General features: G+C 51.8%; 22 protein-coding genes and 3 tRNA genes. 3 read left to right on the top strand and 22 right to left on the bottom strand.

From position 1 onward, the window contains the following. Positions 1–85: 85 nt before the first annotated feature. From rpoC to rpsU, 15 genes are all read right to left on the bottom strand, one after another. Positions 86–4360: a DNA-directed RNA polymerase subunit beta' gene (gene rpoC / locus B5F38_RS05590; RefSeq protein WP_087408323.1), complete on the bottom strand. Its 4275-nt coding sequence runs from the start codon at positions 4358–4360 to the stop codon at positions 86–88. A 73-nt stretch (positions 4361–4433) separates the two neighbouring features. After that, the gene (gene rpoB, locus B5F38_RS05585; RefSeq protein WP_087408322.1) at positions 4434–8246 is read right to left on the bottom strand and encodes a DNA-directed RNA polymerase subunit beta; all 3813 of its coding nucleotides are present in this window, start codon (positions 8244–8246) and stop codon (positions 4434–4436) included. A gap of 104 nt (positions 8247–8350) precedes the next feature. Continuing rightward, positions 8351–8725 carry a 50S ribosomal protein L7/L12 gene (gene rplL / locus B5F38_RS05580; RefSeq protein ID WP_087408321.1) on the bottom strand — a complete coding sequence of 125 codons (375 nt, stop codon included), beginning with the start codon at positions 8723–8725 and terminating at the stop codon, positions 8351–8353. 51 nt (positions 8726–8776) lie between these two features. After that, entirely contained in the window at positions 8777–9292 is a 516-nt protein-coding gene (gene rplJ, locus B5F38_RS05575; protein WP_087408320.1) for a 50S ribosomal protein L10, read from the bottom strand. 11 nt (positions 9293–9303) lie between these two features. After that, positions 9304–10002 (bottom strand): 50S ribosomal protein L1, encoded by a 699-nt coding sequence (gene rplA / locus B5F38_RS05570; RefSeq protein WP_087408319.1) that lies wholly within the window; start codon positions 10000–10002, stop codon positions 9304–9306. A gap of 15 nt (positions 10003–10017) precedes the next feature. After that, positions 10018–10461, bottom strand: a complete 444-nt coding sequence (gene rplK / locus B5F38_RS05565; RefSeq protein ID WP_087408318.1) for a 50S ribosomal protein L11 — start codon at positions 10459–10461, stop codon at positions 10018–10020. 61 nt (positions 10462–10522) lie between these two features. Continuing rightward, the gene (gene nusG / locus B5F38_RS05560; protein WP_087408317.1) at positions 10523–11068 is read right to left on the bottom strand and encodes a transcription termination/antitermination protein NusG; all 546 of its coding nucleotides are present in this window, start codon (positions 11066–11068) and stop codon (positions 10523–10525) included. 16 nt (positions 11069–11084) lie between these two features. Beyond that, positions 11085–11282: a preprotein translocase subunit SecE gene (gene secE, locus B5F38_RS05555; RefSeq protein ID WP_025279250.1), complete on the bottom strand. Its 198-nt coding sequence runs from the start codon at positions 11280–11282 to the stop codon at positions 11085–11087. A gap of 17 nt (positions 11283–11299) precedes the next feature. Continuing rightward, positions 11300–11372, bottom strand: a tRNA-Trp gene (locus B5F38_RS05550). Between the two features lie 64 nt (positions 11373–11436). Further along, positions 11437–12621, bottom strand: coding sequence for an elongation factor Tu (tuf, locus tag B5F38_RS05545; RefSeq protein WP_025279249.1), 1185 nt, complete (start codon positions 12619–12621; stop codon positions 11437–11439). Between the two features lie 42 nt (positions 12622–12663). Then, positions 12664–12738, bottom strand: a tRNA-Thr gene (locus tag B5F38_RS05540). A gap of 99 nt (positions 12739–12837) precedes the next feature. Further along, positions 12838–12920 (bottom strand) — tRNA-Tyr (locus tag B5F38_RS05535). Between the two features lie 162 nt (positions 12921–13082). Continuing rightward, positions 13083–13385 (bottom strand): ribosome-associated translation inhibitor RaiA, encoded by a 303-nt coding sequence (gene raiA / locus B5F38_RS05530; protein ID WP_087408316.1) that lies wholly within the window; start codon positions 13383–13385, stop codon positions 13083–13085. 14 nt (positions 13386–13399) lie between these two features. Continuing rightward, positions 13400–14281: a tyrosine-type recombinase/integrase gene (locus B5F38_RS05525; RefSeq protein WP_087408315.1), complete on the bottom strand. Its 882-nt coding sequence runs from the start codon at positions 14279–14281 to the stop codon at positions 13400–13402. Between the two features lie 76 nt (positions 14282–14357). Further along, positions 14358–14549 carry a 30S ribosomal protein S21 gene (gene rpsU / locus B5F38_RS05520; protein WP_087408314.1) on the bottom strand — a complete coding sequence of 64 codons (192 nt, stop codon included), beginning with the start codon at positions 14547–14549 and terminating at the stop codon, positions 14358–14360. 338 nt (positions 14550–14887) lie between these two features. Between rpsU and B5F38_RS05515 the strand changes: the two genes are divergently transcribed. The 3 genes from B5F38_RS05515 to B5F38_RS05505 all read left to right on the top strand — a co-directional run bounded on the left by B5F38_RS05515 (position 14888) and on the right by B5F38_RS05505 (position 18540). Further along, positions 14888–16666 carry an aminopeptidase P family protein gene (locus B5F38_RS05515; RefSeq protein ID WP_087408313.1) on the top strand — a complete coding sequence of 593 codons (1779 nt, stop codon included), beginning with the start codon at positions 14888–14890 and terminating at the stop codon, positions 16664–16666. Between the two features lie 29 nt (positions 16667–16695). Beyond that, positions 16696–17214, top strand: coding sequence for a gamma carbonic anhydrase family protein (locus B5F38_RS05510; RefSeq protein WP_087408312.1), 519 nt, complete (start codon positions 16696–16698; stop codon positions 17212–17214). 264 nt (positions 17215–17478) lie between these two features. Next, positions 17479–18540, top strand: coding sequence for a YeiH family protein (locus tag B5F38_RS05505; protein WP_087408311.1), 1062 nt, complete (start codon positions 17479–17481; stop codon positions 18538–18540). A gap of 175 nt (positions 18541–18715) precedes the next feature. Here B5F38_RS05505 and B5F38_RS05500 read toward each other — a convergent pair whose 3' ends face one another. The 7 genes from B5F38_RS05500 to B5F38_RS05470 form a co-directional block, all read right to left on the bottom strand. Then, the gene (locus B5F38_RS05500) at positions 18716–19240 is read right to left on the bottom strand and encodes a S4 domain-containing protein (RefSeq protein WP_206422480.1); all 525 of its coding nucleotides are present in this window, start codon (positions 19238–19240) and stop codon (positions 18716–18718) included. 19 nt (positions 19241–19259) lie between these two features. Next, the gene (gene murI, locus B5F38_RS05495; RefSeq protein WP_241147812.1) at positions 19260–20105 is read right to left on the bottom strand and encodes a glutamate racemase; all 846 of its coding nucleotides are present in this window, start codon (positions 20103–20105) and stop codon (positions 19260–19262) included. 78 nt (positions 20106–20183) lie between these two features. Continuing rightward, the gene (locus B5F38_RS05490; RefSeq protein WP_087408310.1) at positions 20184–20699 is read right to left on the bottom strand and encodes an OmpH family outer membrane protein; all 516 of its coding nucleotides are present in this window, start codon (positions 20697–20699) and stop codon (positions 20184–20186) included. A 53-nt stretch (positions 20700–20752) separates the two neighbouring features. Then, complete coding sequence (locus tag B5F38_RS05485; protein ID WP_087408309.1) at positions 20753–21268, bottom strand: OmpH family outer membrane protein; 516 nt, start codon at positions 21266–21268, stop codon at positions 20753–20755. A gap of 155 nt (positions 21269–21423) precedes the next feature. Continuing rightward, entirely contained in the window at positions 21424–24060 is a 2637-nt protein-coding gene (locus tag B5F38_RS05480) for a POTRA domain-containing protein (protein ID WP_087408480.1), read from the bottom strand. Between the two features lie 33 nt (positions 24061–24093). Continuing rightward, positions 24094–24831 (bottom strand): isoprenyl transferase, encoded by a 738-nt coding sequence (locus tag B5F38_RS05475; RefSeq protein ID WP_087408308.1) that lies wholly within the window; start codon positions 24829–24831, stop codon positions 24094–24096. A gap of 5 nt (positions 24832–24836) precedes the next feature. Beyond that, positions 24837–25511: a DUF6089 family protein gene (locus B5F38_RS05470; protein WP_087408307.1), complete on the bottom strand. Its 675-nt coding sequence runs from the start codon at positions 25509–25511 to the stop codon at positions 24837–24839. Positions 25512–25529: the final 18 nt, after the last annotated feature.

The raw sequence follows: 25529 nt of genomic DNA, 5'->3' as shown, positions 1-25529 counted from the left end.
CTCGGGCTGTTGCTGCCGGGCATAAAAAAAGGGAGCGACCCGTGTATGGAGTCGCTCCCTTTATGCTATAATGTTCAGCTCGTTATCAGTTGGAGAAGTCGGTTACGTTCTTGCGGTTGGCAAACACACGGTCGAATTCCTCTTTGGAACCTACGATGAGCTTGTCGAACTCGCGTTGACCGGTACCGGCCGGGATGAGGTGACCGCAGATGACGTTCTCCTTCATACCCTCGAGCGTATCGACCTTGCCGTTGATGGCAGCCTCGTTGAGCACCTTGGTCGTCTCCTGGAACGAAGCGGCCGACATGAAGCTCGACGTTTGCAGAGCGGCACGGGTGATACCTTGCAGAATCTGCTCGGAGGTTGCGGGGATAGCATCGCGCACCTGGATGAGCTTGAGGTCTTTGCGTTTCAGCGCCGAGTTTTCGTCGCGCAGCTTGCGGGCCGTTACAATCTGACCGGCCTTGAGCGTTTGCGAGTCGCCCGGATCGGTAACCACTTTCTTGCCCCAAATACGGTCGTTCTCGTCCATGAAATCGCGTTTGTCGACAATCTGCTGTTCGAGGAAGCGGGTATCTCCCGGGTCGAGAATCTGTACCTTGCGCATCATCTGGCGAACGATTACCTCGAAGTGCTTGTCGTTGATCTTCACACCCTGCATGCGGTATACGTCCTGAACCTCGTTCACGATATATTCCTGTACAGCCGTGGGGCCTTTGATGGCCAGGATGTCGGAGGGCGTAACGGCACCATCGGAGAGGGGCGTACCGGCACGTACATAGTCGTTCTCCTGAACCAGAATCTGCTTCGACAGCGGTACCAGATATTTCTTCGTCTCGCCGGTCTTCGATACCACCGAGATTTCACGGTTACCACGTTTCACTTTACCGAAGATAACCTCGCCGTCGATTTCCGAAACGACAGCAGGGTTGGACGGGTTACGGGCCTCGAACAACTCGGTTACACGAGGCAGACCACCCGTGATATCACCGGCCTTACCTACGGCACGCGGTATCTTCACGAATACCTCACCGGTCTTAATCGTATCGCCATCCTCGATCATCAGGTGAGCACCCACAGGCAGAGCGTAAGTTTTGATTACCTGTCCGTTCTCATCGAGAATCTGAGCCGACGGTACACGGGTACGGTCTTTCGACTCGATGATAATCTTCTCTTTCAAACCCGACTGTTCGTCCGATTCTACACGATAGGTAACACCATCTTCAACGGCTTCGAATTTGACTTTACCGCCAACCTCCGAAACGATAACGGCGTTGAAGGGGTCCCATTCGCAAATCATGTCGCCCTTCTTCACGGTATCGCCGTTGTTGAAGTACAACTTCGAACCGTAAGGAATGTTGGCCGTCATCAGCACCATCTTGGTGTGCGGATCGATAATACGCATTTCGGCCAGACGACCTACGACAATCTGTACCTTCGTGCCGCTATCCGATACGCTCTCTACGGTACGAAGCTCTTCGATTTCGAGGATACCGTCGTAACGCGAGTTCACGCTCGATACGGCAGCGATGTTCGAGGCGATACCACCGACGTGGAATGTACGCAGTGTCAGCTGTGTACCCGGCTCGCCGATAGACTGTGCAGCAATCACACCCACAGCCTCGCCTTTCTGAACCATGCGGTTGTTGGCCAGGTTGCGGCCGTAGCACTTGGCGCAGACGCCTTTCTTCGATTCGCAGGTGAGCACCGAACGAATCTCGACTTGCTCGATAGGCGACTCTTCTATCTTCTGGGCAATAGCCTCGGTTATCTCTTCGCCGGCGTGAACCAGAATCTCGTTGGTGAGGGGGTTCACTACATCGTGAACCGATACACGGCCCAGGATTCTTTCGCCCAGCGAGGCTACTACCTCTTCGTTGTTCTTGATTTCGGTGCAAACCAATCCGCGCAGGGTTCCGCAGTCCTCCTCGTGAATAATCACATCGTGGGCTACGTCGACCAGACGACGGGTCAGGTAACCGGCGTCGGCTGTTTTCAAGGCGGTATCGGCAAGACCCTTACGAGCACCGTGCGTAGAGATGAAGTACTCCAGCACCGACAGACCCTCCTTGAAGTTGGCCAAGATAGGGTTCTCGATGATTTGACCACCCTCGGCACCCGACTTCTGCGGCTTGGCCATCAGACCACGCATACCGGAGAGCTGACGAATCTGGTCCTTAGAACCACGGGCTCCCGAGTCGAGCATCATGAATACCGAGTTGAATCCCTGGTTGTCGGCCGAAAGCTGTTTCATCAGGATGTCGGACAGACGCGAGTTGACGTGTGTCCACGTATCGATAATCTGGTTGTAACGCTCGTTGTAGGTAATGAAACCCATGTTGTAGTTGTTCATAATCTGCTCAACCTCGGCATTACCTTCGGCTACCAAAGTCTCCTTTTCAGGCGGAACGAGCACGTCGCCCAGGTTGAACGACAGACCGCCCTTGAAGGCCATGTAGTAACCCAGATTCTTGATGTCGTCAAGGAACTGTGCCGAACGGGTCACACCGCAAACCTTGATTACCTTACCGATGATGTCGCGCAACGACTTCTTCGAAAGAATCTCGTTTACATAGCCGATTTCCTGAGGTACGTATTGGTTCACCAGTACACGGCCTACCGAAGTATTCTCGACCATGTGCTCGATGATGTTGCCGTCTTTGTCGACATCTTTCACCACTACCGATACGGGAGCGTGCAACGAAACCTTACCTTCGTTGTAGGCAATCTCGGCCTCTTCGGGGCCATAGAACTTCAGCCCCTCGCCCAGCGAACCGGGACGCAGTTTGGTAATGTAGTACAGACCCAGAACCATGTCTTGCGAAGGCACGGTGATAGGTGCACCGTTGGCCGGGTTGAGAATGTTGTGCGCACCCAACATGAGCAGTTGAGCCTCAAGGATAGCCTCGTTGCCCAGAGGCAAGTGCACGGCCATCTGGTCACCATCGAAGTCGGCGTTGAATGCCGTACATGCCAGCGGGTGCAGTTGGATAGCCTTACCCTCGATCATCTTGGGTTGGAAAGCCTGGATACCCAGACGGTGCAACGTCGGGGCACGGTTCAGCAGCACGGGGTGTCCCTTCATCACGTGTTCGAGGATATCCCATACGACGGGCTCCTTGCGGTCCACGATCTTCTTGGCCGATTTCACGGTCTTGACGATACCGCGCTCGATGAGCTTGCGGATGATAAAGGGTTTATAAAGTTCGGCCGCCATGTTTTTGGGCAGACCGCATTCGTGCATCTTCAATTCAGGACCTACGACGATAACCGAACGGGCCGAGTAGTCGACACGTTTACCGAGCAGGTTCTGACGGAAACGACCCTGTTTACCCTTCAAACTGTCGGAGAGCGATTTCAACGGACGGTTGGCCTCGGTCTTGACGGCGCTCGACTTGCGCGAGTTGTCGAGCAGCGAGTCGACAGCCTCTTGCAACATACGTTTTTCGTTGCGCAGAATCACCTCGGGGGCCTTGATTTCCATCAATCGTTTCAGACGGTTGTTGCGGATGATAACCCGGCGATAGAGGTCGTTGAGGTCGCTGGTGGCAAAACGTCCACCATCGAGGGGAACCAACGGACGCAGTTCGGGGGGAATCACGGGGATTACCTTCAAGATCATCCACTCGGGACGGTTGCGGCCCTTCGAAGCACGGAACGACTCAACGACCTGCAGGCGTTTCAAAGCCTCGGTCTTGCGTTGTTGAGAGCCGTCGGTGCTGGCGCGGTGACGCAGCTCGTAAGAGAGTTCGTCGAGGTCGAGACGGCACAGCAGGTCGTAGATGGCCTCGGCACCCATCTTGGCGATGAACTTGTTGGGGTCGGTATCTTCGAGCATCTGGTTTTCGCGGGGGAGCGAATCCATGATGTTCAGATACTCCTCTTCAGAAAGGAGGTCGTAAGTGGCCAGGTCGGTTTGAGGACCCGGTTGTATAACGATGTAACGCTCGTAGTAGATAACGGCGTCGAGTTTTTTGCTGGGCAATCCCAGCAGATACCCAATCTTGTTGGGCAGCGAACGGAAATACCAGATGTGGGCCACAGGCACAACCAACTGGATGTGACCCATACGTTCGCGGCGCACCTTCTTCTCGGTCACCTCGACACCGCATCGGTCGCAGACAATACCCTTGTAACGGATGCGTTTGTATTTTCCGCAGTGGCACTCATAGTCCTTTACCGGACCGAAGATGCGCTCGCAGAACAGACCGTCGCGCTCGGGTTTGTAGGTACGGTAGTTGATGGTTTCGGGTTTCAGCACCTCGCCGCTCGAGTTCTCCAAAATCTCCTCGGGCGAAGCCAAACCAATCGAAATCTTCGAAAAGTTACTCTTTATTTTGTTATCTTTTCTAAAAGCCATAAATGTTTAATGTATAAAGAGTTATTGGCCCGGCCGCCGCACAGGGCGACGGCCCGACCGTTTGGATTTTATTTTATTCTAAGTTGACACTAAGACCGAGGCCTCGCAATTCGTGCAAGAGCACATTCAGCGACTCGGGGATACCGGGCGTAGGCATGGGCTCGCCTTTGACGATAGCCTCGTAGGCTTTCGAACGTCCTACCACATCGTCCGACTTGATGGTCAAGATCTCTTGCAGCACGTGAGCGGCACCGAAGGCTTCGAGTGCCCAAACCTCCATCTCACCGAAACGCTGACCACCGAACTGTGCCTTACCACCCAACGGCTGTTGCGTAATGAGTGAGTACGGACCGATGGAACGGGCGTGCATCTTGTCTTCGACCATGTGGCCCAGTTTCAGCATGTAAATGACACCTACCGTAGCCGGTTGGTCGAAGCGTTCGCCGGTACCACCGTCGTAGAGGTAGGTCTTACCGTAGCGAGGCAGACCGGCCTTGTCGGTCCAGGCGTTGAGGTCGTCGAGGCTGGCACCGTCGAAGATAGGCGTAGCGAATTTCTCGCCCAGCTCGGCACCGGCCCAACCCAGAACGGTTTCGAAAATCTGTCCCAAGTTCATACGCGAAGGCACACCCAGCGGGTTCAGCACGATGTCGACGGGAGTACCGTCGGCCAGGAACGGCATATCTTCCTGACGCACGATACGCGACACGATACCTTTGTTACCGTGACGACCGGCCATCTTGTCGCCCACGCTGATCTTACGTTTCTTGGCGATGTATACCTTGGCCATTTGCACGATACCCGAGGGGAGCTCGTCGCCGATCGAGATGTCGAATTTCTTACGACGCAATTCGGCATCGTACTCCTTGTACTTCTTCAGGTAGTTGATGATGGTGGCACGAATCAAGTCGTTCTTGGCGGCATCGGTCGTCCACTTGCTCACCTGTACCGAGGTGTAGTCGATTTTGCTGAGAACAGCCTGGGTAAACTTGGTGCCCTTGGGCACGATGTCGGTACCCATAAAGTCTTTCACACCCTGCGAAACCTTGCCTTGTGTGAGCACGAGCAGCTTGTCGATAAGTATCGACTTCAAGCCGTTCATCTTCTCTTCATACTCTTCGTCGAGTTTGGGCAAGATGGCTTTGTCGCTGAGTTTCGATTTTTTCTTCTTGATGGCGCGCGAGAAGAGGTTGGTACCGATAACGACACCTTTCAGCGAGGGGGTAGCTTTCAACGAAGCATCCTTCACGTCGCCGGCCTTGTCGCCGAAGATGGCACGCAACAGTTTCTCTTCGGGCGAAGGATCGGACTCTCCCTTGGGCGTAATCTTACCGATCATAATATCGCCGGGGTTCACCTGGGCACCTACCCGGATAATACCACGCTCGTCGAGATCTTTGGTAGCATCCTCGCTCACGTTGGGAATATCGGAAGTAAGTTCTTCCATACCGCGCTTGGTCTCACGTACCTCGAGCGAATACTCGTCGACGTGAACCGAGGTGAGGATGTCTTCGCGAACCATACGTTCGTTCAGCACGATGGCATCCTCGTAGTTGTAACCCTTCCAAGGCATGAAGGCCACCTTGAGGTTGCGGCCCAGAGCCAACTCACCGTTTTCGGTCGAATAACCCTCGGTGAGAATATCGCCGGCTTTCACACGGTCGCCTTTGTGGCAGATAGGACGCAGGTCGATCGTGGTGCTCTGGTTGGTCTTGCGGAATTTGGGTAACTTGTATTCTTTAACGGCATCTTCGAAACTTACAAACTCTTCGTCTTCGGTGCGGTCGTAACGGATGCGGATAACCGTAGCATCGACAAACTCGACTACACCTTCGCCTTCGGCCATAATCTGAGTACGCGAGTCGCGTATCAACTGGCCCTCGATGCCGGTTCCTACGATAGGAGCCTCGGAGCGCAACAGAGGTACGGCCTGGCGCATCATGTTCGATCCCATCAACGCACGGTTGGCATCGTCGTGCTCGAGGAAGGGGATGAGCGATGCGGCAATCGAAGCAATCTGCGTAGGCGACACATCCATCAGGTTCACCTGGTCGGGCGATACAATGGGGAAGTCGGCACCCAAACGAGCTTTTACCCGATTGCGGATAAAGGTACCGTCGTCGTTCAACGGGGCATTACCCTGGGCAATAATCTGACCCTCTTCCACTTCGGCAGTCAGGTATACGACACCTTCGGGCGACAAATCTACCTTGCCGTCTTTCACCTTGCGATACGGAGTCTCGATGAAGCCCAAATCGTTGATTTTGGCATATACGCACAACGACGAAATCAGACCGATGTTAGGACCCTCAGGCGTCTCGATAGGACACAGACGGCCATAGTGGGTATAGTGCACGTCGCGCACCTCGAAACCGGCACGCTCACGCGACAGACCGCCGGGGCCCAGGGCCGACATACGGCGCTTGTGGGTAATCTCGGCCAACGGGTTGGTCTGGTCCATGAACTGCGACAGGGCGTTGGTACCGAAGAAGGTATTGATTACCGACGAAATCGTCTTGGCGTTGATCAGGTCGATGGGGGTGAATACCTCGTTGTCGCGCACATTCATACGCTCGCGGATGGTACGGGCCATACGGGCCAACCCGACACCGAACTGGTTGTATAATTGCTCTCCCACAGTACGCACACGACGGTTGCTCAAGTGGTCGATATCGTCGACATCGGTCTTCGAGTTGATAAGCTCGATAAGGTATTTGATGATCTCGATAATATCCTCTTTGGTGAGCACCTTCACGTCGGGCGAGGTGGAGAGGTTTAATTTCTTGTTTATTCTGTAACGTCCTACTTCGCCCAGGTCGTAACGCTTTTCCGAGAAGAAGAGGTTGGTTATCACCTCACGAGCGCTGGCTTCGTCGGCCGGCTCGGCGTTACGCAACTGACGATAGATATAGAGCACGGCTTCCTTCTCCGAGTTACTGGAGTCTTTCTGGAGGGTGTTGAAGATAATCGAGTAGTCCGAGGTATTCCCGCCTTCCTTGTGGAGAAGGATGTTTTGAACCCCCGACTCGAGAATGTCGGCGATGTGCGACTCTTCCAGGACGGTTTCACGAGGAATCACGATTTCGGTACGTTCGATAGAAACAACCTCGCCCGTATCCTCGTCGACAAAGTCTTCGACCCACGACTTCACCACGTTACCGGCCAAGCGGCGACCGATGGCTTTTTTCAGGTTGGTCTTGGAGACTTTGAGGTCTTCTGCCAGACCGAAGATTTCGAGAATGTCCTTATCGGTCTCGAAGCCGATGGCACGCAGCAGCGTGGTCACGGGCAATTTTTTCTTCCGGTCGATATAGGCATACATCACGTTGTTGATGTCGGTGGCAAACTCAATCCACGATCCTCTGAACGGAATGATACGAGCCGAATAAAGTTTGGTACCGTTGGCATGCGTACTTTGTCCGAAGAAGACACCCGGAGAACGGTGTAACTGCGATACCACTACCCGCTCGGCACCGTTGATGACAAAGGTACCCTTAGCCGTCATGTAAGGGATGGGGCCCAAATAAACGTCTTGTATTACCGTAGCGAAATCCTCGTGATCGGGGTCGGTGCAGTATAGTTTCAGTTTAGCCTTTAAAGGTACGCTGTATGTCAACCCTCTCTCGAGACACTCTTCGATGGTGTATCTGGGCGGGTCGATATAATAGTCCAGGAATTCGAGGACAAAGTTGTTGCGCGTATCAGCAATGGGAAAGTTCTCGGCAAAGACCTTGAAAAGACCTTCGTTTTTTCTCTTTTCAGGCGGAGTGTCGAGTTGCAAAAAGTCTTGAAACGACTTCAACTGAACTTCAAGGAAATCCGGATAAGGAAGCGGATTTTTGATTGAAGCGAAATTTACGCGTGGTTTACCTATTGTAGAAGACATTTATAGAATGGATTAAGTGAACTTAATTAAAAATATATACACAAAAAGGTTAAGAATCACCGACTAAGATGATTCTTAACCAACCTATCTGATTACCAGATATATTATTTAAGTTCAACTTCTGCTCCAGCGTCTTCGAGTTGTTTTTTCAGAGCTTCAGCATCAGCTTTAGCAAGACCTTCTTTTACGTTGTTGGGAGCACCGTCTACGAGGTCTTTAGCTTCTTTCAAGCCAAGTCCGGTGAGTTCTTTCACCAATTTAACGATAGCCAGTTTGTTTGCACCCGGAGCTTTCAGAACAACATCGAACGATGTTTTTTCTTCAGCAGCAGCTCCGCCGGCAGCGGGAGCAGCAGCAACAGCAACAGCTGCAGCAGCAGGTTCAATACCATATTCGTCTTTCAAAATTTGAGCAAGTTCGTTTACTTCCTTTACGGTCAAGTTAACTAATTGTTCTGCAAAAGCTTTCAAATCTGCCATTTTTGTATGAATTAAATGTTATTATTCGTAATAATGTTTGTGTATAAAAAGTTATCTTTCTGATAGAGTCTGCAATACTCCATGAATAGTCGAACCGCCTGACTGAAGAGCCGATACCACATTCTTGGCAGGAGACTGCAAGAGGGCGATAACGTCAGCAATAAGTTCGTTTTTGCTCTTGATGGCAACCAGCGTATCCAACTGATCGGCGCCGATATAGAAACTTTCTTCTACATAGGCGGCTTTCAATACGAGGTCTTCAGAGGTTTTTCTGAACTCCTTGATCAGTTTGGCCGGAGCGTTACCCACATTCGAGAAGAACATCGTTGTAGAACCCTTCAAAGCGCCATACAGAGGCGAGTAGTCGGCATCGAGACCTTCGAGAGCCTTGTGCAGCAGGGCGTTCTTTACAACCAACATTTTGATACCTTCCTTGAAACAAGCGCGACGCAGATTGCTCGTTTTCTCGGCGTTCAACGTAGCGGTTTCGGCGAGGTAGAAGCAGCTATACTCCTTTACAGTATCTGCTATTTGTGCAATAATAGTGCCTTTATCTTCCTTTCTCATAATTCCATGTTTTAGTTCTCGTCAACTGATTTGGGATCAATCTTGATACCCGGGCTCATTGTACTCGAAAGATAAATACTCTTGATATAAGCACCCTTAGCAGCAGTCGGTTTCAGTTTGATCAGGGTCGAAACAAACTCACGAGCGTTGTCGCGAATCTGGTCGGCAGCAAACGAAATCTTACCTATGGAGGCATGTACTATACCATTCTTGTCGACTTTGAAGTCGATCTTACCTTGTTTTACTTCTTTTACAGCTTTAGCCACATCGGTAGTTACCGTACCGCTCTTGGGGTTAGGCATCAGACCACGAGGGCCGAGGATACGTCCCAGAGCACCGATTTTACCCATGATAGCAGGCATCGTAATGATTACGTCGATATCGGTCCAACCGCCTTTGATTTTCTCGATATACTCGTCCAATCCTACGTAGTCGGCACCAGCCTCTTTGGCTGCAGTCTCGGCATCGGGCGTACAGAGCACCAATACACGCACTTGCTTACCGGTTCCGTGAGGCAACGAAACGACGCCACGTACCATTTGATTGGCTTTACGAGGGTCAACACCCAAGCGTACATCAATATCAAGCGATGCGTCGAATTTGGTAAAGGTTACATCCTTCACCAACTGAGATGCCTCGCTGAGTGAGTAGGCCTTCCCTGCTTCAATCTTTGCTAAAGCTAACTTTTGATTTTTTGTCAGTTTACCCATTTCAATTGAAGTTTATTAGTTATTTACCGGGAATTCCCCTTTTACGGTGATACCCATACTTCTAGCTGTACCAGCAACCATGCGCATGGCCGATTCTACGGTAAAACAGTTCAAGTCAACCATTTTGTCCTCGGCGATTGCTTTTACCTGATCCCAAGTGATCTCACCCACTTTCTTACGATTGGGCTCGGCCGAACCACCTTTTACTTTGGCAGCTTCCAGTACCTGGATGGCAACGGGAGGCGTCTTTACAACAAAGTCGAACGACTTGTCGCTGTAATAGGTGATGACAACCGGCAAAATCTTACCGGCCTTGTCTTGGGTACGGGCATTGAATTGCTTGCAAAACTCCATGATGTTGATACCCTTGGAACCCAGAGCAGGTCCTACGGGAGGAGAGGGGTTTGCTGCACCACCTTTAATCTGTAATTTGATTTGTCCAGCAATTTCTTTAGCCATTGTTTTTAATTTTGATATTATTAAAATACCGAGGATTCATACAAGCGCGTAACCTCTTGTATTACTCCCGCTCTACTTGCGAATTTTCCAGTTCCAACGGAGTCTTGCGACCAAAGATCTTCACCATCACCTTCAGCTTCTTCTTCTCGTTGTTCACCTCTTCGATAATTCCGCTAAAGCCGTTGAAGGGGCCATAGTTTACTTTTACCGTTTCGCCTACGTGATATACAACGGCGGGCTCGTCGCCCACCTCTTGCATTTCGTCTACTGCCCCCAACATACGATTAACTTCCGAAGGCCGCAGGGGCTCCGGTTGATTGGATTTTCCACCCAGGAAATCGATGACGTTGGTGGTGTTGCGCAGGTGGTGAATAACCTCGCCTACTAAGATGGCTTCCACAAAAACATAACCCGAGTAAAGGTTTTTCTCCTTTACCACTTTTTTGCCGTTACGTACGGTGTAGACTTTTTCGGTAGGTATCAAGACCTGAAATACGTAATTGCCAAGATCAGTATTCTTGATTTCGGCATCAAGAACTTCTTTGACCTTGCTCTCTTTTCCGCTAATGGCACGCAGAACGTACCAGCCTTTTTTTTCTTCAGACATTGATTTACCTCCCTAATTAAAAACCTCCGTAAATAAGGTGCATGATTTTGTCAATACATTGATCCATTGCAAATATCACTATAGCGATAATAAGGGAAGCGAACATAACCACTACAGCGCTATTTGCCAACTCCGATTTGGTCGGCCAAGATACTTTATGAACCAGTTCATTGTAAGAATCCTGGATATCGGCAAGTATTTTCAATTTCTTCATTGTTTCATTCAGTTTTGCACGGGTCGAGAGACTCGAACTCCCGACACCTGGTTTTGGAGACCAGTGCTCTACCAACTGAGCTAGACCCGTATAAAATCAGCCCCGCAATGAGGGCTGATTTTTGTAATTTTATCTAAGCTAATTCGCTATGCGATTAGTCCAAGATTTCGGTGATTTGACCCGAACCTACCGTACGGCCACCTTCACGGATTGCGAAACGCAGACCTTTGTCGCAAGCAACCGGAGTGATGAGTTTCACGTTGATAGTTACGTGGTCACCAGGCATTACCATTTCTACACCTTCGGGGAGAGTGATTTCGCCCGTTACGTCAAGCGTACGGATGTAGAATTGAGGACGATAGTGGTTGTGGAACGGAGTGTGACGACCACCTTCTTCTTTCTTCAAGATATAAACTTGAGCCTTGAATTCCGAGTGGGGTTTTACTTGTCCCGGGTGGCAGATTACCATACCACGTTTGATTTCGTTCTTGTCGATACCACGGAGCAACAGACCTACGTTATCACCAGCTTCACCTTCGTCGAGGATCTTGCGGAACATCTCAACACCGGTTACAACCGATTTCTTGTCGGCGCCCAGACCCAGGATCTGTACCTCGTCGCCAACTTTTACGCGACCGGCCTCGATACGACCCGTAGCAACAGTACCACGACCAGTAATCGAGAATACGTCCTCAACAGGCATCAAGAAGGGTTTATCAACATCACGCGGAGGCAGAGGAATCCAAGTATCTACGGCATCCATCAACTCCATGATTTTCTCTTCCCATTTGGGTTCGCCATTCAAGGCACCGAGGGCAGAACCACGGATGATAGGCGTGTTGTCACCATCATATTCATAGGCGTTGAGCAACTCTCTCATCTCCATTTCAACGAGTTCGAGCATCTCTTCGTCGTCTACCATATCACATTTGTTCAGGAATACAACGATACGAGGAACGTTCACCTGACGAGCCAACAGGATGTGCTCACGAGTTTGGGGCATAGGACCGTCGGTAGCTGCAACCACGATAATTGCACCATCCATCTGAGCAGCACCGGTTACCATGTTCTTTACATAGTCGGCGTGACCCGGGCAGTCAACGTGTGCATAGTGGCGGTTTGCAGTTTCATATTCTACGTGCGAAGTATTAATCGTAATACCACGCTCTTTTTCCTCAGGTGCGTTATCGATCGAGTCGAACGAGCGCATTTCAGAAAGACCTTTCTTTGCAAGTACCATCGTAATGGCGGCGGTCAAGGTCGTTTTACCGTGGTCTACGTGACCAATAGTACCAATGTTTACGTGGGGTTTGGTACGTTGAAACTGTTCTTTTGCCATAGTTTTGTATTTTTTATAAAATTGATTAGCGTTCTAAAAACTTGGAGCCGATGACGGGATTTGAACCCGTGACCTCTTCCTTACCAAGGAAGTGCTCTACCCCTGAGCTACATTGGCAATATTTCTTTTCGAGTGAAAGATCGACTTCAACACCTGTGGGAGATTCGACCCGGAGAACCGACGGCTTTTCATCGTACCGTTTTCGCCTCTTTCTTGTGGGCAAAGATGGATTCGAACCACCGAAGGCGTAAGCCAGCAGATTTACAGTCTGCCCCATTTGGCCACTCTGGTATTTGCCCCTTTCAGTCTTTTCGTTTTTCATCGAGAGCCGCCGCCCTCTCATCTCACTCCGCTCTTCGTTCGGGACAATTTTGCACCCGCTCTTCACAGCTCATATCGGTGAGAAACGGGTGCAAATTTAGGCATAATTTTTAAACTACAAAAATATCGGAGCTTTTTTTTTATTTTTCCCTCATCTTTTCTTTCAACTTCACGAGTTGCTTAATGAGAGCTTCGATAGCAACATCGACCGCTTCTTCAAAAGAATCAGCCACTTTGCTCGAAAATACCGACTCGTTGCGAGGCACAAATACTTTTATGCCCGCTTCTTTATTTTGCGCAGTCTCGGGCTTTACCACCTTCAATGAAACTTCTACGGCAATGATGCCATCGTAATATTGTTCGAGTTTGGAAACTTTTTTCTGAATGAATTTTTCCAACTTCTCCGATGCGTCGAAATGAATAGCTTGAATACGGATTTCCATATTACCTCCTTTTTTTATGGCTTTCTTTGGGGGAAAGCCTGGTTATAACTTTGTTTCAGTTCTTCAAACGTGATATGTGTATATACTTCGGTTGAAGCTAATGAATGGTGCCCGAGCAGTTCCTTGACACTGTTGAGCCCGGCTCCGTTGTTGAGCATGACCGAGGCAAAGGTATGACGCAGTACGTGCGGACTTCGCTTCTCGAGGGTGCACACCTGCGACAAGGCTTGTTTCACCACCCGATAGACCAGTTGCGGATAGAGGGGCTCTCCGCTCTTCCTTATAAAGAAGTATTCGGCATCGCCCAACCCGGCTTCGCTACGCATCCGACGGTAGTCGGCTATCAGTTCGGCCAACTCGGCTCCGTAAGGGACCAACCGCTGCTTGTTGCGTTTACCGGTCACTTTTATCTCTCCTTCGCGCACATCCTCGTCTTTCAAGCCTATCAGCTCGGCCCGACGGATGCCGGTATTATAGAACATCTCGATAATCAACTTGTTGCGCACGCCTTCCAGGTCATCGCCATACGACACGTCGTCGAGCAACTCGTCCATGGTATCGCGCCGCAAATAGACCGGCAATTTCTTCCTCACCTTGGGTACCCGTACATCGTTTACCGGACTGCCCGCCACAACCGACTGACTTACCAGATAACGATAGAACGCCCGAAGCGAGGAGACCTTGCGCGAGATACTGCGAGCCGTAAGCCCATCCTCAGACAACGAGGCTATCCACTCCCTCACCTGCTCGGGGGTAACCTGTTGCAGCTCACACCCGGGCTCGAGGGTTTCAAGGAACGCTTTAAACTGAAACAAATCGTTTTTATATGACAATACGGTATGAGTAGAAAGATTCTTCTCATACCGGATATATCTTAAAAACGATTCGACCAGCATAACTCGTAGCTTTTACTTACGCTACGAATATAAGGGAAATTATTGAAAAATCCAATACCTGCCGGCAATAAAAAAATTACTCTTCGTCCTGGTGGAGCTTCTGGATGTAGATAGCCCGCATCATCTTTTTACGGTTCGTTACCGACGGTTTTTCAAATGCCTGACGGTTACGCAATTCTTTTATTACACCTGTTTTTTCAAATTTCCGTTTGAATTTCTTCAAAGCCTTTTCGATGTTTTCGCCTTCTTTTACTGGAACTATAATCATAATTATTTAGATATTAGTTTATTTATTTCCTTTTGAACAATTGCGGTGCAAAATTATAGATTGTTTTGTGATTAGCAAAACTTTCGACCCCTAAAATACACCTTATCCATAAAATTTATAGAAAGGGGCGCCGCCAGACATTCATCTTCGTTCCAATATTTTCACACGCTTTTATCTTCGTATTTTCTCAAATATGACTACCTTTACAGGCAAATGATTTTTTTTCTTTCGGGCAACGATAATACCGGCAAGGGCTCGATACAACGATTTCCGCTCAGGCCGATGCCGGGAATTACCGCTCGGATAGGGACAAGACACACATATAAAAAAGAGATATTATGAGCAAATCGACATTACCCCGACTGAAAGCCCTGCGCGAAGAGATGGGCAAAGCCGGTATTACCGCGTTTATCATACCGGGGACCGATCCGCACCAAAGCGAGTATTATGCCAGTCACTGGGCTGCACGCACCTGGATTTCAGGATTTAACGGATCGGCCGGAACCGCTGTCGTAACCACCAATCAGGCCGGACTGTGGACCGACTCTCGCTACTTCCTGCAAGCAGCGCAACAACTCGAGGGCTCGGGTTTCGAGCTCTTCAAAGAGGGGTTACCCGATACGCCCACCATCGAACAATGGCTCTTGAAGACTCTGCCGCAAGGGGCTACCGTAGCTATCGACGGTACGCTGTTCGGGGCTTCGCAAGCCGCCAAGATGAAGCAGAACTTCGAGAGTCACGGACTTCACTTCGTCTCCGACTTCACCCCCTTCGACACCATCTGGGAGGGACGCCCCTCGATTCCCAAAAACGAGGTCTTCATCCACGAGGAGAAATATAGCGGCGAATCGGTAGCCGACAAGATGACCCGCATCATGGAGCAGGTACACCAGGCCGGAGCCGAAGCCTTGCTGCTGGCTGCCCTCGACGAGATTGCCTGGGCCTTCAACATCCGCGGCAACGACGTGAAGTGCAACCCCGTGGTAGTGTGCTATGCCTATATCGACGACGACCGTCGTATCCTCTTCATCGACCAGGACAAGATTGGCGACACCGTATGCCAATACTTGAAAAAGAATGCCGTCGAAATCATGCCCTACGACAGCATCTTCGACTTCGTGGGCTCTCTGCCGGTCGAGAAAAAGGTATTCGTCGACACCAACAAAATCAACTATACCTTATTAAATAAACTCAACGCCACCTCCGTGTCGGGACAATCGCCCATTGCCCTGCTCAAGAGCATCAAGAACGAGACTCAACTGGCCGGCACCCGCGAGGCCATGATTCGCGACGGTGTAGCTCTGGTTCGCTTCTTCCGCTGGCTCGAACAGAATATCGACAGCGGCAAAGTGACCGAGATTACCGTAGCCGAAAAACTGCGTGAGTTCCGCTCGCAACAGAACCTCTACGTGGGCGAGAGCTTCGCCACCATCGCCGGCTTCAACGAGCACGGCGCCATCGTCCACTACACGGCTACCCCCGAGAGCAACGCCACCATTACCCGCCGCGGATTCCTGCTCATCGACTCGGGTGCCCAATACCTCGACGGCACGACCGACATCACCCGCACCATCTCGCTGGGCAACCTTTCGCCGCGGCAGAAACGCGACTTCACGCTGGTAATGAAGGGGCACATCGCACTGGCCTCTTGCCACTTCCCGCAAGGCACCCGGGGCTCGCAGCTCGATGCTCTGGCCCGTCACTTCCTGTGGGACGACCACCTCAACTACCTGCACGGCACAGGCCACGGCGTGGGCCACTTCCTCAACGTGCACGAGGGACCGCAAAACATCCGCCTCGAAGAGAACCCCACCCCGCTCATGCCGGGCATGATTACCTCGAACGAACCGGGTCTCTACCGCACGGGCGAGTATGGCATCCGTTGCGAGAACCTCATTCTCACCGTTCCCGACTACCAGAACGAGTTCGGCATGTTCTACCGCTTCGAGACCCTCACTCTCTTCCCCTTCGACACCGAGGCGCTCGACCTCTCGATTATGACCGAGAAGGAGATCGAATGGCTCAACAACTACCACGAAATGGTATACGACCGCCTCAGCCCCATGCTCAACGAGGAGGAACAGCAATGGTTGCACCGCAAGACAACATCTATCTAACGGATACAAACTAAAAAAATAGATTCGATATGGCACTTATAAAATCTGTGCGGGGCTTTACCCCCAAGGTCGGCAAGAACTGCTTCCTGGCCGACAATGCCGTACTCATAGGCGATACCGTCATCGGTGACGAATGCAGCATCTGGTTCGGAGCCGTGTTGCGGGGCGATGTCAACTCGATACGCATCGGCAACCGGGTGAACATTCAAGACGGTGCGGTACTGCATACCCTCTACGAAAAATCGACAATCGAGATTGGCGACGACGTGTCGATAGGCCACAACGTGACCATACACGGAGCCACCATACACAACGGAGCCCTCATAGGCATGGGCTCGGTCGTGCTCGACCATGCCGTAGTGGGCGAAGGCGCCATCGTGGCTGCCGGTGCAGTAGTGCTGAGCAAGACGGTTATCAAACCGGGCGAACTCTGGGGCGGGACTCCGGCCAAATTCATCAAGATGGTCGATCCCGAACAGTCGAAGGAAATCAACCAGAAGATTGCCAAAAACTACCTGATGTACTCGACCTGGTACGAAGAGGAGTAACCCCTACCCTTCAACCCATACACCGAGGGGCTGCCTTTGCGGGCAGCCCCTCGGTGCGTTTAACCCGGGAGCAGGCGGGGCATAACCTCTGGTTATAGATTATAACTACAAAGAAATCATAACTTTTGAAATAAAAACCTACCTTTGCAGCGCGAAACCGGAAAACCACCCGACGGGTAAATGTGTTTTCCCCGGGAAACGGCCCGGTCTGTTTCGCCGCTCAAGTCAATAATACAAAACAAAACACTCTAATATTCAACTGTTATGATCAGCGAAAAACAAGGAAACGTACTTCATGGTATTCTATTGATTGTACTCTTCTCGTTTTCGGCTTTCTACATCGCCGAGATCCAGTTTATAAAAAATCTCTCGCTCAGTCCGCTCATCGTGGGTATCGTATTGGGCATGCTCTACGCCAACAGCTTGCGCAACCGGCTGCCCGAGACCTGGGTGCCGGGTATCAAATTCTGTTCGAAACAGATTCTGCGCGCCGGTATCGTACTCTACGGTTTCCGCCTGACGCTGACCGATGTGGCCGCCGTAGGTCTCCCGGCCATTCTGGTAGACAGCATCATCGTTTGCGGCACCATCTTCCTGGGCATCTTCCTGGGCAAGCTGCTGAAGATAGACAAAGACACCGCCCTGATTACCTCTACCGGCAGTGCCATCTGTGGTGCAGCTGCCGTACTCGGTGCCGAGCCGGTTATCAAGTGCGAAGGCCATAAGACCGCCATCGCCGTGTCTACCGTAGTCATTTTCGGAACCATTGCCATGTTCCTCTACCCCATCATGTACCGCTCAGGACTGCTCTCCAGTCTGTCCGATACCCAGGTAGCCATCTACACGGGAAGTACCCTGCACGAAGTGGCCCACGTTGCCGGTGCAGGCAATGCGATGGACCCCACCGATACGCTGGGCATTGCCGGTACAGCCACCATCACCAAGATGATTCGTGTCATGCTCCTGGCCCCCGTATTGGTCATCATGAGCTTCGCCCTTGCCGGACGTAAAAAAGTATCAGCCGACGGCACAGTGGCCAAGAGCAAGATTACCATTCCCTGGTTTGCTTTCGGATTCATCGGCATCATCTGCCTGAATTCCTTGCTCCAGTACCTCTTCGATGCCCCGACCGTAAAAGACATTCCCCTGAACGGAGCCATCGAATACCTCGATACTTTCATGCTGACCATGGCCATGACGGCACTGGGCGCCGAGACCAGCATTGACAAGTTCAAACAGGCAGGAGCCAAACCTTTCATTTTGGCCTTCGGGCTCTTCATCTGGCTGGTGGGCGGTGGTTACCTGCTGGTTAAATGGCTGGTCTAAGCAAGCCACTTTCTTCTCAAGGAAAAGGAGATCTCAAGATAAAAAAAACAATCCCCCTTGCCGGAAGCATGTAGCTCACAGGCAAGGGGGATTGTCGTATAGGTTCGTTTCGCAGCACAAGGGGGCTCAAGGGCCGCCCTTCTCCACATCGGAAACCGGCACGGCCTCATGGCCATCAGCCCCGACGGCGTTTCTCGTCGGGACGACTCTTGGAGGTTGTGCCCCGGCCCCGTGTATGGTCGGCCGAAGCACTACGCCCGGCAGCATCTTTCTTGTCGACACGCTCGGCCCGAGGTTTGGCCGGTTGTGCTCTGCGACGGCCCGACTCGTGAGCGGCATGACGGGTGCGACGCCCGCCTTGCGAATCGCTCTCGCGCCCCTCTGCAGCCCGATTGCGCGCCGGACGGTGGGTCGACCGCTCCTCGGCAGCCTCGGCCCCGAACGAGCTGTTGCGGCGCGACGAAGCCCCGTAACGGCGCAACTTGTACTCGCGCTGTTCCATGGGGATGTAGTGCAGCGGTTCGCCGTCGATTTTCACCTTGTCGCCCTCTTCGACCCGGCTGCCCAGTGTGGCCAGATGGCCGTTGATGGTGACCCGTTCGTCGGTAATGAGTTTGTCGGCCTCCCGGCGGGAGCAGAAGCCCGAGTCGCTGATGTATTTGTTGAGCCGGATACCCGGCAGAGTCTCTTTCTTTGCCATAGTCATAAATATTTTTCAGTTATCCCAATACAATGTGTTCGGCCCCTACCGGCTCGTGAAGGAAGAGCGTAGCCGCCTCGGAGAATTTGCCGGTTGCCTCGGTGGTGAGGTAGCGGCAGTGGCCACCCTTCGAGCAACGGGTTTCGATCTCGGGGTGACGGTGCAGATAGTCGGCCAACCGGTCGGTTACCAGCGGCCCCTGTACCACCACCGATACCGACGGGGGGAGGTATCTCCTGATCTTATCGAGTAACAGCGGATAGTGGGTGCACCCCAGCACCACCGTATCGATGGCGGGTGACTGGGCCAGCAGTTCGTCGATGTACTTCTTCACGAAGTAATCGGCACCGGGACCCTGCGCCTCGTTGTTCTCGACCAGCGGAACCCACATGGGGCAAGCCTGTCCGTAGACCTCGTAACCGGGGTACATCTTCTTGATTTCCATCTCGTACGACCGCGACTGTATGGTACCCGGCGTAGCCAACACACCTATGTGGCCGGTGCGGGTAAGCTCGGCCAGCGCCTCGACGGTGGGGCGTATCACCCCCAGCACCCGACGATCGGGAGCAATGCGAGGCAAATCGTTCTGCTGAATGCTGCGCAGCGCCTTGGCCGAAGCCGTATTGCAGGCCAGTATCACCAGCGAACACCCCTGATCGAAGAGGTGCAGCACCGCCTGCTTGGTAAACTCATAGACAATCTCGAACGAACGTGTACCGTATGGCGCCCGGGCGTTATCGCCCAGATATAGGTAGTCGTACTGGGGCAATCCCCGACGCACCTGCTCGAGTATGGTGAGGCCGCCGTAACCCGAGTCGAAGACCCCGATGGGGCCCATCATCGTATGCTCTTTGTTTACATTCATCTCTGTTCCCGTATATATGGAAAAAGGATGATAAGTTACATTATCACCCTTTTATACAGTCCCTCGACGAGGGAATAATTATTTCAAGCCCAATTTGGCTTTTACCAACGGAGTTACATCTTCGCTGGGTGCACCCTGATAGATGACAATAGGATAGGCCAAGTCGAAGATATAGGTGTATTTGCCTTCGGCACCTACCGACTTGATGGCGTCCATCAGTTTCTGTTGGATAGGAGCGAAGAGGGCCTCCTGTTGTTTCTGGATATCTTGAGCGGCCATTTCGCGGAAGCTCTCGATACGCGATTGAGAATCCTGAACCTCTTGCATGCGACGGGCACGGATTGTCTCGGGAATCGTGTCGCCCAAAGCCATATACTCTTTATATTTCTTGGTAAACTCTTCCTGAATCTTCATGAATTCATCCTCATACTTCTTGTTAATATCTTGAAGAGTCTTCTCGGCAGTTGCTTTCTCGGGCATCAGCATGAAAATCTCCTGAGAATTTACGGTACCGAATTTAAGGGCCTGTTGCGCTTGTGCCATGAAGCTCAGCGAGCAGAAGCACACAGCAGCAAAAAGAAGTTTTTTGATCATACTATATTTTTGTTTTTATTGTTAGTTACGAATAACAGTGCAAAAGTACGCAATTATTTTGAATATCCTAACTTTGCGAGCACTTCATTACTAATATCTATCTTGGGTGAAGCAAAAATGATATTGGGCGACGAAGCTCGGTCGATAACCATCGAGTAGCCTTTCTCCTCCGAAATTTTCTTGATGGCATTGTAAATGTCGTCCTGGATAGGTTTCATCAGACTCTCGCGTTTTTTGAACAGTTCGCCTTCGGGGCCGAAGTATTTCCGACGCAACTCTACCACCTCGGTCTCCTTGTCGCGAATCTCCTCTTCGCGTTTCACCTTCATGTCTTCGGTCAGGAACACCAGGTCCGACTGGTAGTTCTGATACATGGTCTTGGCCTCGGCCGCCTTGTCGTCGCACTCTTTTTGCCAGCGTTGCGACACCTGGTTCAACTGCTCGTTGGCCATCTCGTACGAAGGTATGTTCTTGAGAATATACTCCATATCAATCAACGCATATTTCTGGGCTACCGACGAAGCGGCAAAGGCTATCGCCGCGATCGCCAAAAGAACTATTCTTTTCATATCACATTTCAGGGTTTTAGTTATACATTTCTACGTTCTCGGGGAGAGACCGAACCAATCACCACAGTCTCCGAAAAATAAAGATAGCGCGATTCTATTAAACCGCGCTATCCTTTTAGAGCATTTAACACAAAATACATCTGTTTTTTCACAAATTAAAATTCCTGACCCAGGATGAAGTGGAAGTGGCCTCCACCGCGTTCGCCCTGTACCTTGTCGAAACCGTAGGCCCAGTCGATACCCATCAGACCAATCATCGGCAGGAAGATGCGCACACCCACACCGGCCGAACGTTTCAGCGAGAAGGGGTTGAAATTCTCGAGCTGGGTCCAGGCATTACCGCCCTCGACAAAGGCCAAACCGTAGATGGTCGATGAGGGTTGCAACAGGAACGGGAAGTGCAACTCCATCGAGAAGCGGGTATAGGCACGACCGTCATAATAAGGCGTGAGCGAGTTGTTGTCATAACCTCTCAAACCGATGGTCTCGGTAGCATAGGTATAGGAACCGGTCATACCGTCACCTCCCACACAGAAGGTCTCGAAGGGGGTCTGTTTGTATTTGTTGTACGAGCCCAGCAAACCGAAGTCGGCACGGCCCATGAGCACCAGCGTATATTTCTCCGAGTTGTTCAGCGGCGTATAGACGCGGCTCTTGAACTTGATCTTGTAATACTCGATCCAGCGGTAGAGTTTCTCGCGGTCGGCTCGCGACGAGCTTTCGTAGAGGCTCTTGTAGTCGGTCTTGGAGAAGAGCGAATAGGGCGGCGTGAACTGTGCCGAGAGGGTGAACTGCGAACCGCGGCGGGTGTAGATGGGGTTGTCGATAGAGCTACGACCCAGAGTCAGACCCAGCGTGAAGCTGTGCGACGTACCGTTCTGCATGTAATAGAGGTACTCCCAGTTCTTGAGGATATAGGCCTGGTAACCGAGCTCGGCCATGAAGGTGAAGTAGTCGTCGGGCCACTCCAACCGTTTACCGAAGCCGAACGATACACCCACCATCTGCAACGACTTGTTGGGGTCGAGTGCGTTCTCGTAGGCACTCTGGTAGTAGTCGTTGTAATAGTTGTTGTAGTAGCCGCCGTAACTTCCATAATAACCGCCATACAACGCATTGTTGTAGATGCTGTTGTAGGCATTGCTCAGGAACGAGCTCTCGATACCGGTCTGGCGGCTGTAATAGGCCGAGAACTGGAACGAGTTAGGACGCTTGCCACCGAACCAGGGGTCGTAGAACGAGATGCTGTACTGCTGATAGTAGCGGGCATTGGTCTGCGCACTGATGGTGAAAGTCTGTCCGTCGCCCTGCGGGATAATACCCTTGAACGATTTGGGGTTCAACAGGTTCTTGATGGAGAAGTTGGTGAATTTGAGACTGAGTTTACCAATTACACCCGTCTGGCCCCAACCGGCCGAGAATTCAATCTGGTCGTTGGCCTTCGACTCGAGGTTGTAGATAAGGTCTACCGTACCGTTCTCTTCGTTGGGCTCGGGTTTGATGTCCATGGTCTCGGGGTCGAAGTGACCGGTCTGGGCAATCTCACGGGCCGAACGCATGAGGTCCGACTTGCTGAAGAGTTCGCCCGGCTTGGTACGCAGCTCACGACGGATAACGTGCTCGTACAGACGGTCGTTACCGTTGATGACCACCTTGTTGATGCGGGCCTGCGGACCCTCGAAGAGGCGAATCTCCAGATCGATGGAGTCGTTCTGTACATTCCCCTCGATGGGCACCAGCTGGAAGAAGAGGTAACCGCGGTCCATGTAGAGGTTGGCCACGGCATCTTCGTCCTCCATGGTCCGCTTGTTGAGCATCTTCTGGTTATAGACATCGCCCGGCTTCATGCCCAGCACGGCCGAGAGGTAGTCCGAGGGATAGATGGTGTTGCCCACCCAGTCGATGTTGCGGATGTAGTATTTGTCGCCCTCGTCGATGGTGAGGTAGACGTCGACGGTCTTGTCGTTGTAGCGTACCACGCTGTCGCTCACGATGGTTGCATCGCGGTAGCCCAGCTCGTTGTACTTCTCGATAATGAGGTTCTTGTCGTTTTTGTAGTTCTCCTCGACAAATTTCTTGGTACGGAAGAGGTGGAGCAGGTTGCCCTTCTCGTTGGTCTTCTTCATAGCCCACTTGATCTTCCGGTCCGAGAGAGCCTGGTTGCCCTCGATGTATATCTTGTGAACTTTGATTTTCTCTTTCTTGTCGATGTAGATGTCGACGATTACCTCGTTTTCGTGGGTGAGGTCATCGGTCTGCCGGATGTTTACCTCGGCATTCTTGAAGCCCTTCTCCTCGAAATGTTTCTTGATGATGGAAGTGGCACGGTCGACAATGTTGGGGGTAATCTGGTTACCCTTCACCAGCCCCAGACGCATCTCCAGATCTTCGCGCTCGCTCTTCTTGAGGCCGTGGTAGTTGATTTGCGAGATACGCGGCTGTTGCTTGAGCTGAATTTCGATCCACGCCTTGTCGCCATAGGTCTTGGTCAACTTGATGACCACGTCGGAGAAGAGGCCCTGCCGCCAGAATTTCTTGGCAGCATCGGTAATGGCGTTACCGGGAATCTCGATTACCTGTCCCACCTCGAGCCCCGAGTAACCGATGAGCACATAGTCCTCGTAGTTGGGTGCACCGGTCACGGTAATACCGGCAATTTCGTATTTCTGCGGAATAGCCGAGTAGACAACTTTGGGGTTGTATATCGTGTCGAGCTTCTCTTCATTCTGTGCGGTTGCCGCCCATGAACACAAAGACAATGTCAAAAAGACGGCCAGATACCTTAAAGGCATATTATACTGTATTTTCAAGTTCAAATTCTTCATTTATAGTTGTTCACTCGTTTTGCCGAACCGACGTTCACGCGACTGGTACTCGACAATGGCCTGGTAGAGGCTCTCGCCGGTAAAGTCGGGCCAATACTCCTCGGTAAAATAGAACTCGGCATAGGACAACTGCCACAGCAGGAAGTTACTGAGGCGTATCTCGCCGCCGGTGCGGATGAGCAAATCGGGGTTGGGCATGTCGGCCGTGGTCATGTAGCGATCGAGGGTTGTCTCGGTGATGTCGTCGACAGCCAGACGACCGGCCTCGACCTCCCGGGCAATGCAGCGGGCGGCACGGGCAATCTCCCACCGCGACGAGTAGCTGAGAGCCAGATTCAAGACGATGCGTTTCCCGCCCGAGGTGTCGCTGATACACTTCAACAGACGGGCTTTGACGTCGGCCGGCAGACGGTCTATGTCGCCGATGACCGACAGGCGCACCCCCTTCTCGATCATGCCGGGGGTCTCGCGTTCGATACCGAAGACCACCAGAGCCATCAGGGCGTCGACCTCGGCTTGCGGCCGGTTCCAGTTCTCGGTCGAGAAGGCATATAGCGTAAGGTACTGTACCCCCACCTCGGCGGCGGCATCGGTAATTTCGTGGACTACGTCGAGTCCCTTGCGATGGCCCTCCGAGCGATCCAGTCCCCGTTCCTTGGCCCAACGGCCGTTGCCGTCCATGATAATGGCGATGTGCTTAGGCACACGAGTACGATTTATCTGCTCTGCGTATGTCATGTTTTTCAACGATTATCGTTGTTACAAATTCCTTTCTTGCGGCCAAATTCATACGTGATCGAAAACAACGTCGTTGAAAACCAATCGGTATTCTTCAGCACGCTACTCTTTATATTATAGGGGTCGCTCAATGACTTGCCGTCGAAGCTGTCGCCCAACGTCTTGTGCATGGCAAACTCCAAACTTATGTTCCATCGCGGGGCTATCTTGTATTTCACCCCCACGCCCAACGAGCCGTCGACACTCACGTAACCACTCTCGACGGTCGAGTATCCTACACCGGCCCCCGCCAGCAAATAGGGCGACAGGCGCTTGGTACCCAGATAGGAGTAACCCATTCCGTAGTTGAAAAAGTTGAACTCTATCTGTCCGCCCAACCGGTATTGCCAACTCTCGAACGAATAGTCGCTCCCGTTGGGAAACCGGTTGTCGAAGTCGCGGGTATCGCCCGAAAACTGCATGGCCGAAAAATCGGTCTTGACAGCCCACCGGTAGTTGAGCAAAAAGCGGAAGACCCCGCTCACCGCCACTCCCGGCCGGTGCCACGGCGACACTTGGTTCGCATCGCCCATATAACAGCTTATGCCTCCGGCCAGACCCGCATCGAAGCGGTAGTCTTGTGCCGACACGGCGGCCGTGCAACTGATCAACATCACTAATATCGGAATTATTCTTTTCATGTGCGCGCCATTTTTACA

It is taken from the genome of Barnesiella sp. An22, assembly GCF_002159975.1.
GTDB classification, from domain to species: Bacteria; Bacteroidota; Bacteroidia; order Bacteroidales; family Barnesiellaceae; genus Barnesiella; species Barnesiella merdigallinarum.
The sequence above is the reverse complement of the archived record's forward strand: the minus strand, read 5'-3'. Positions and strand labels throughout refer to the sequence as shown.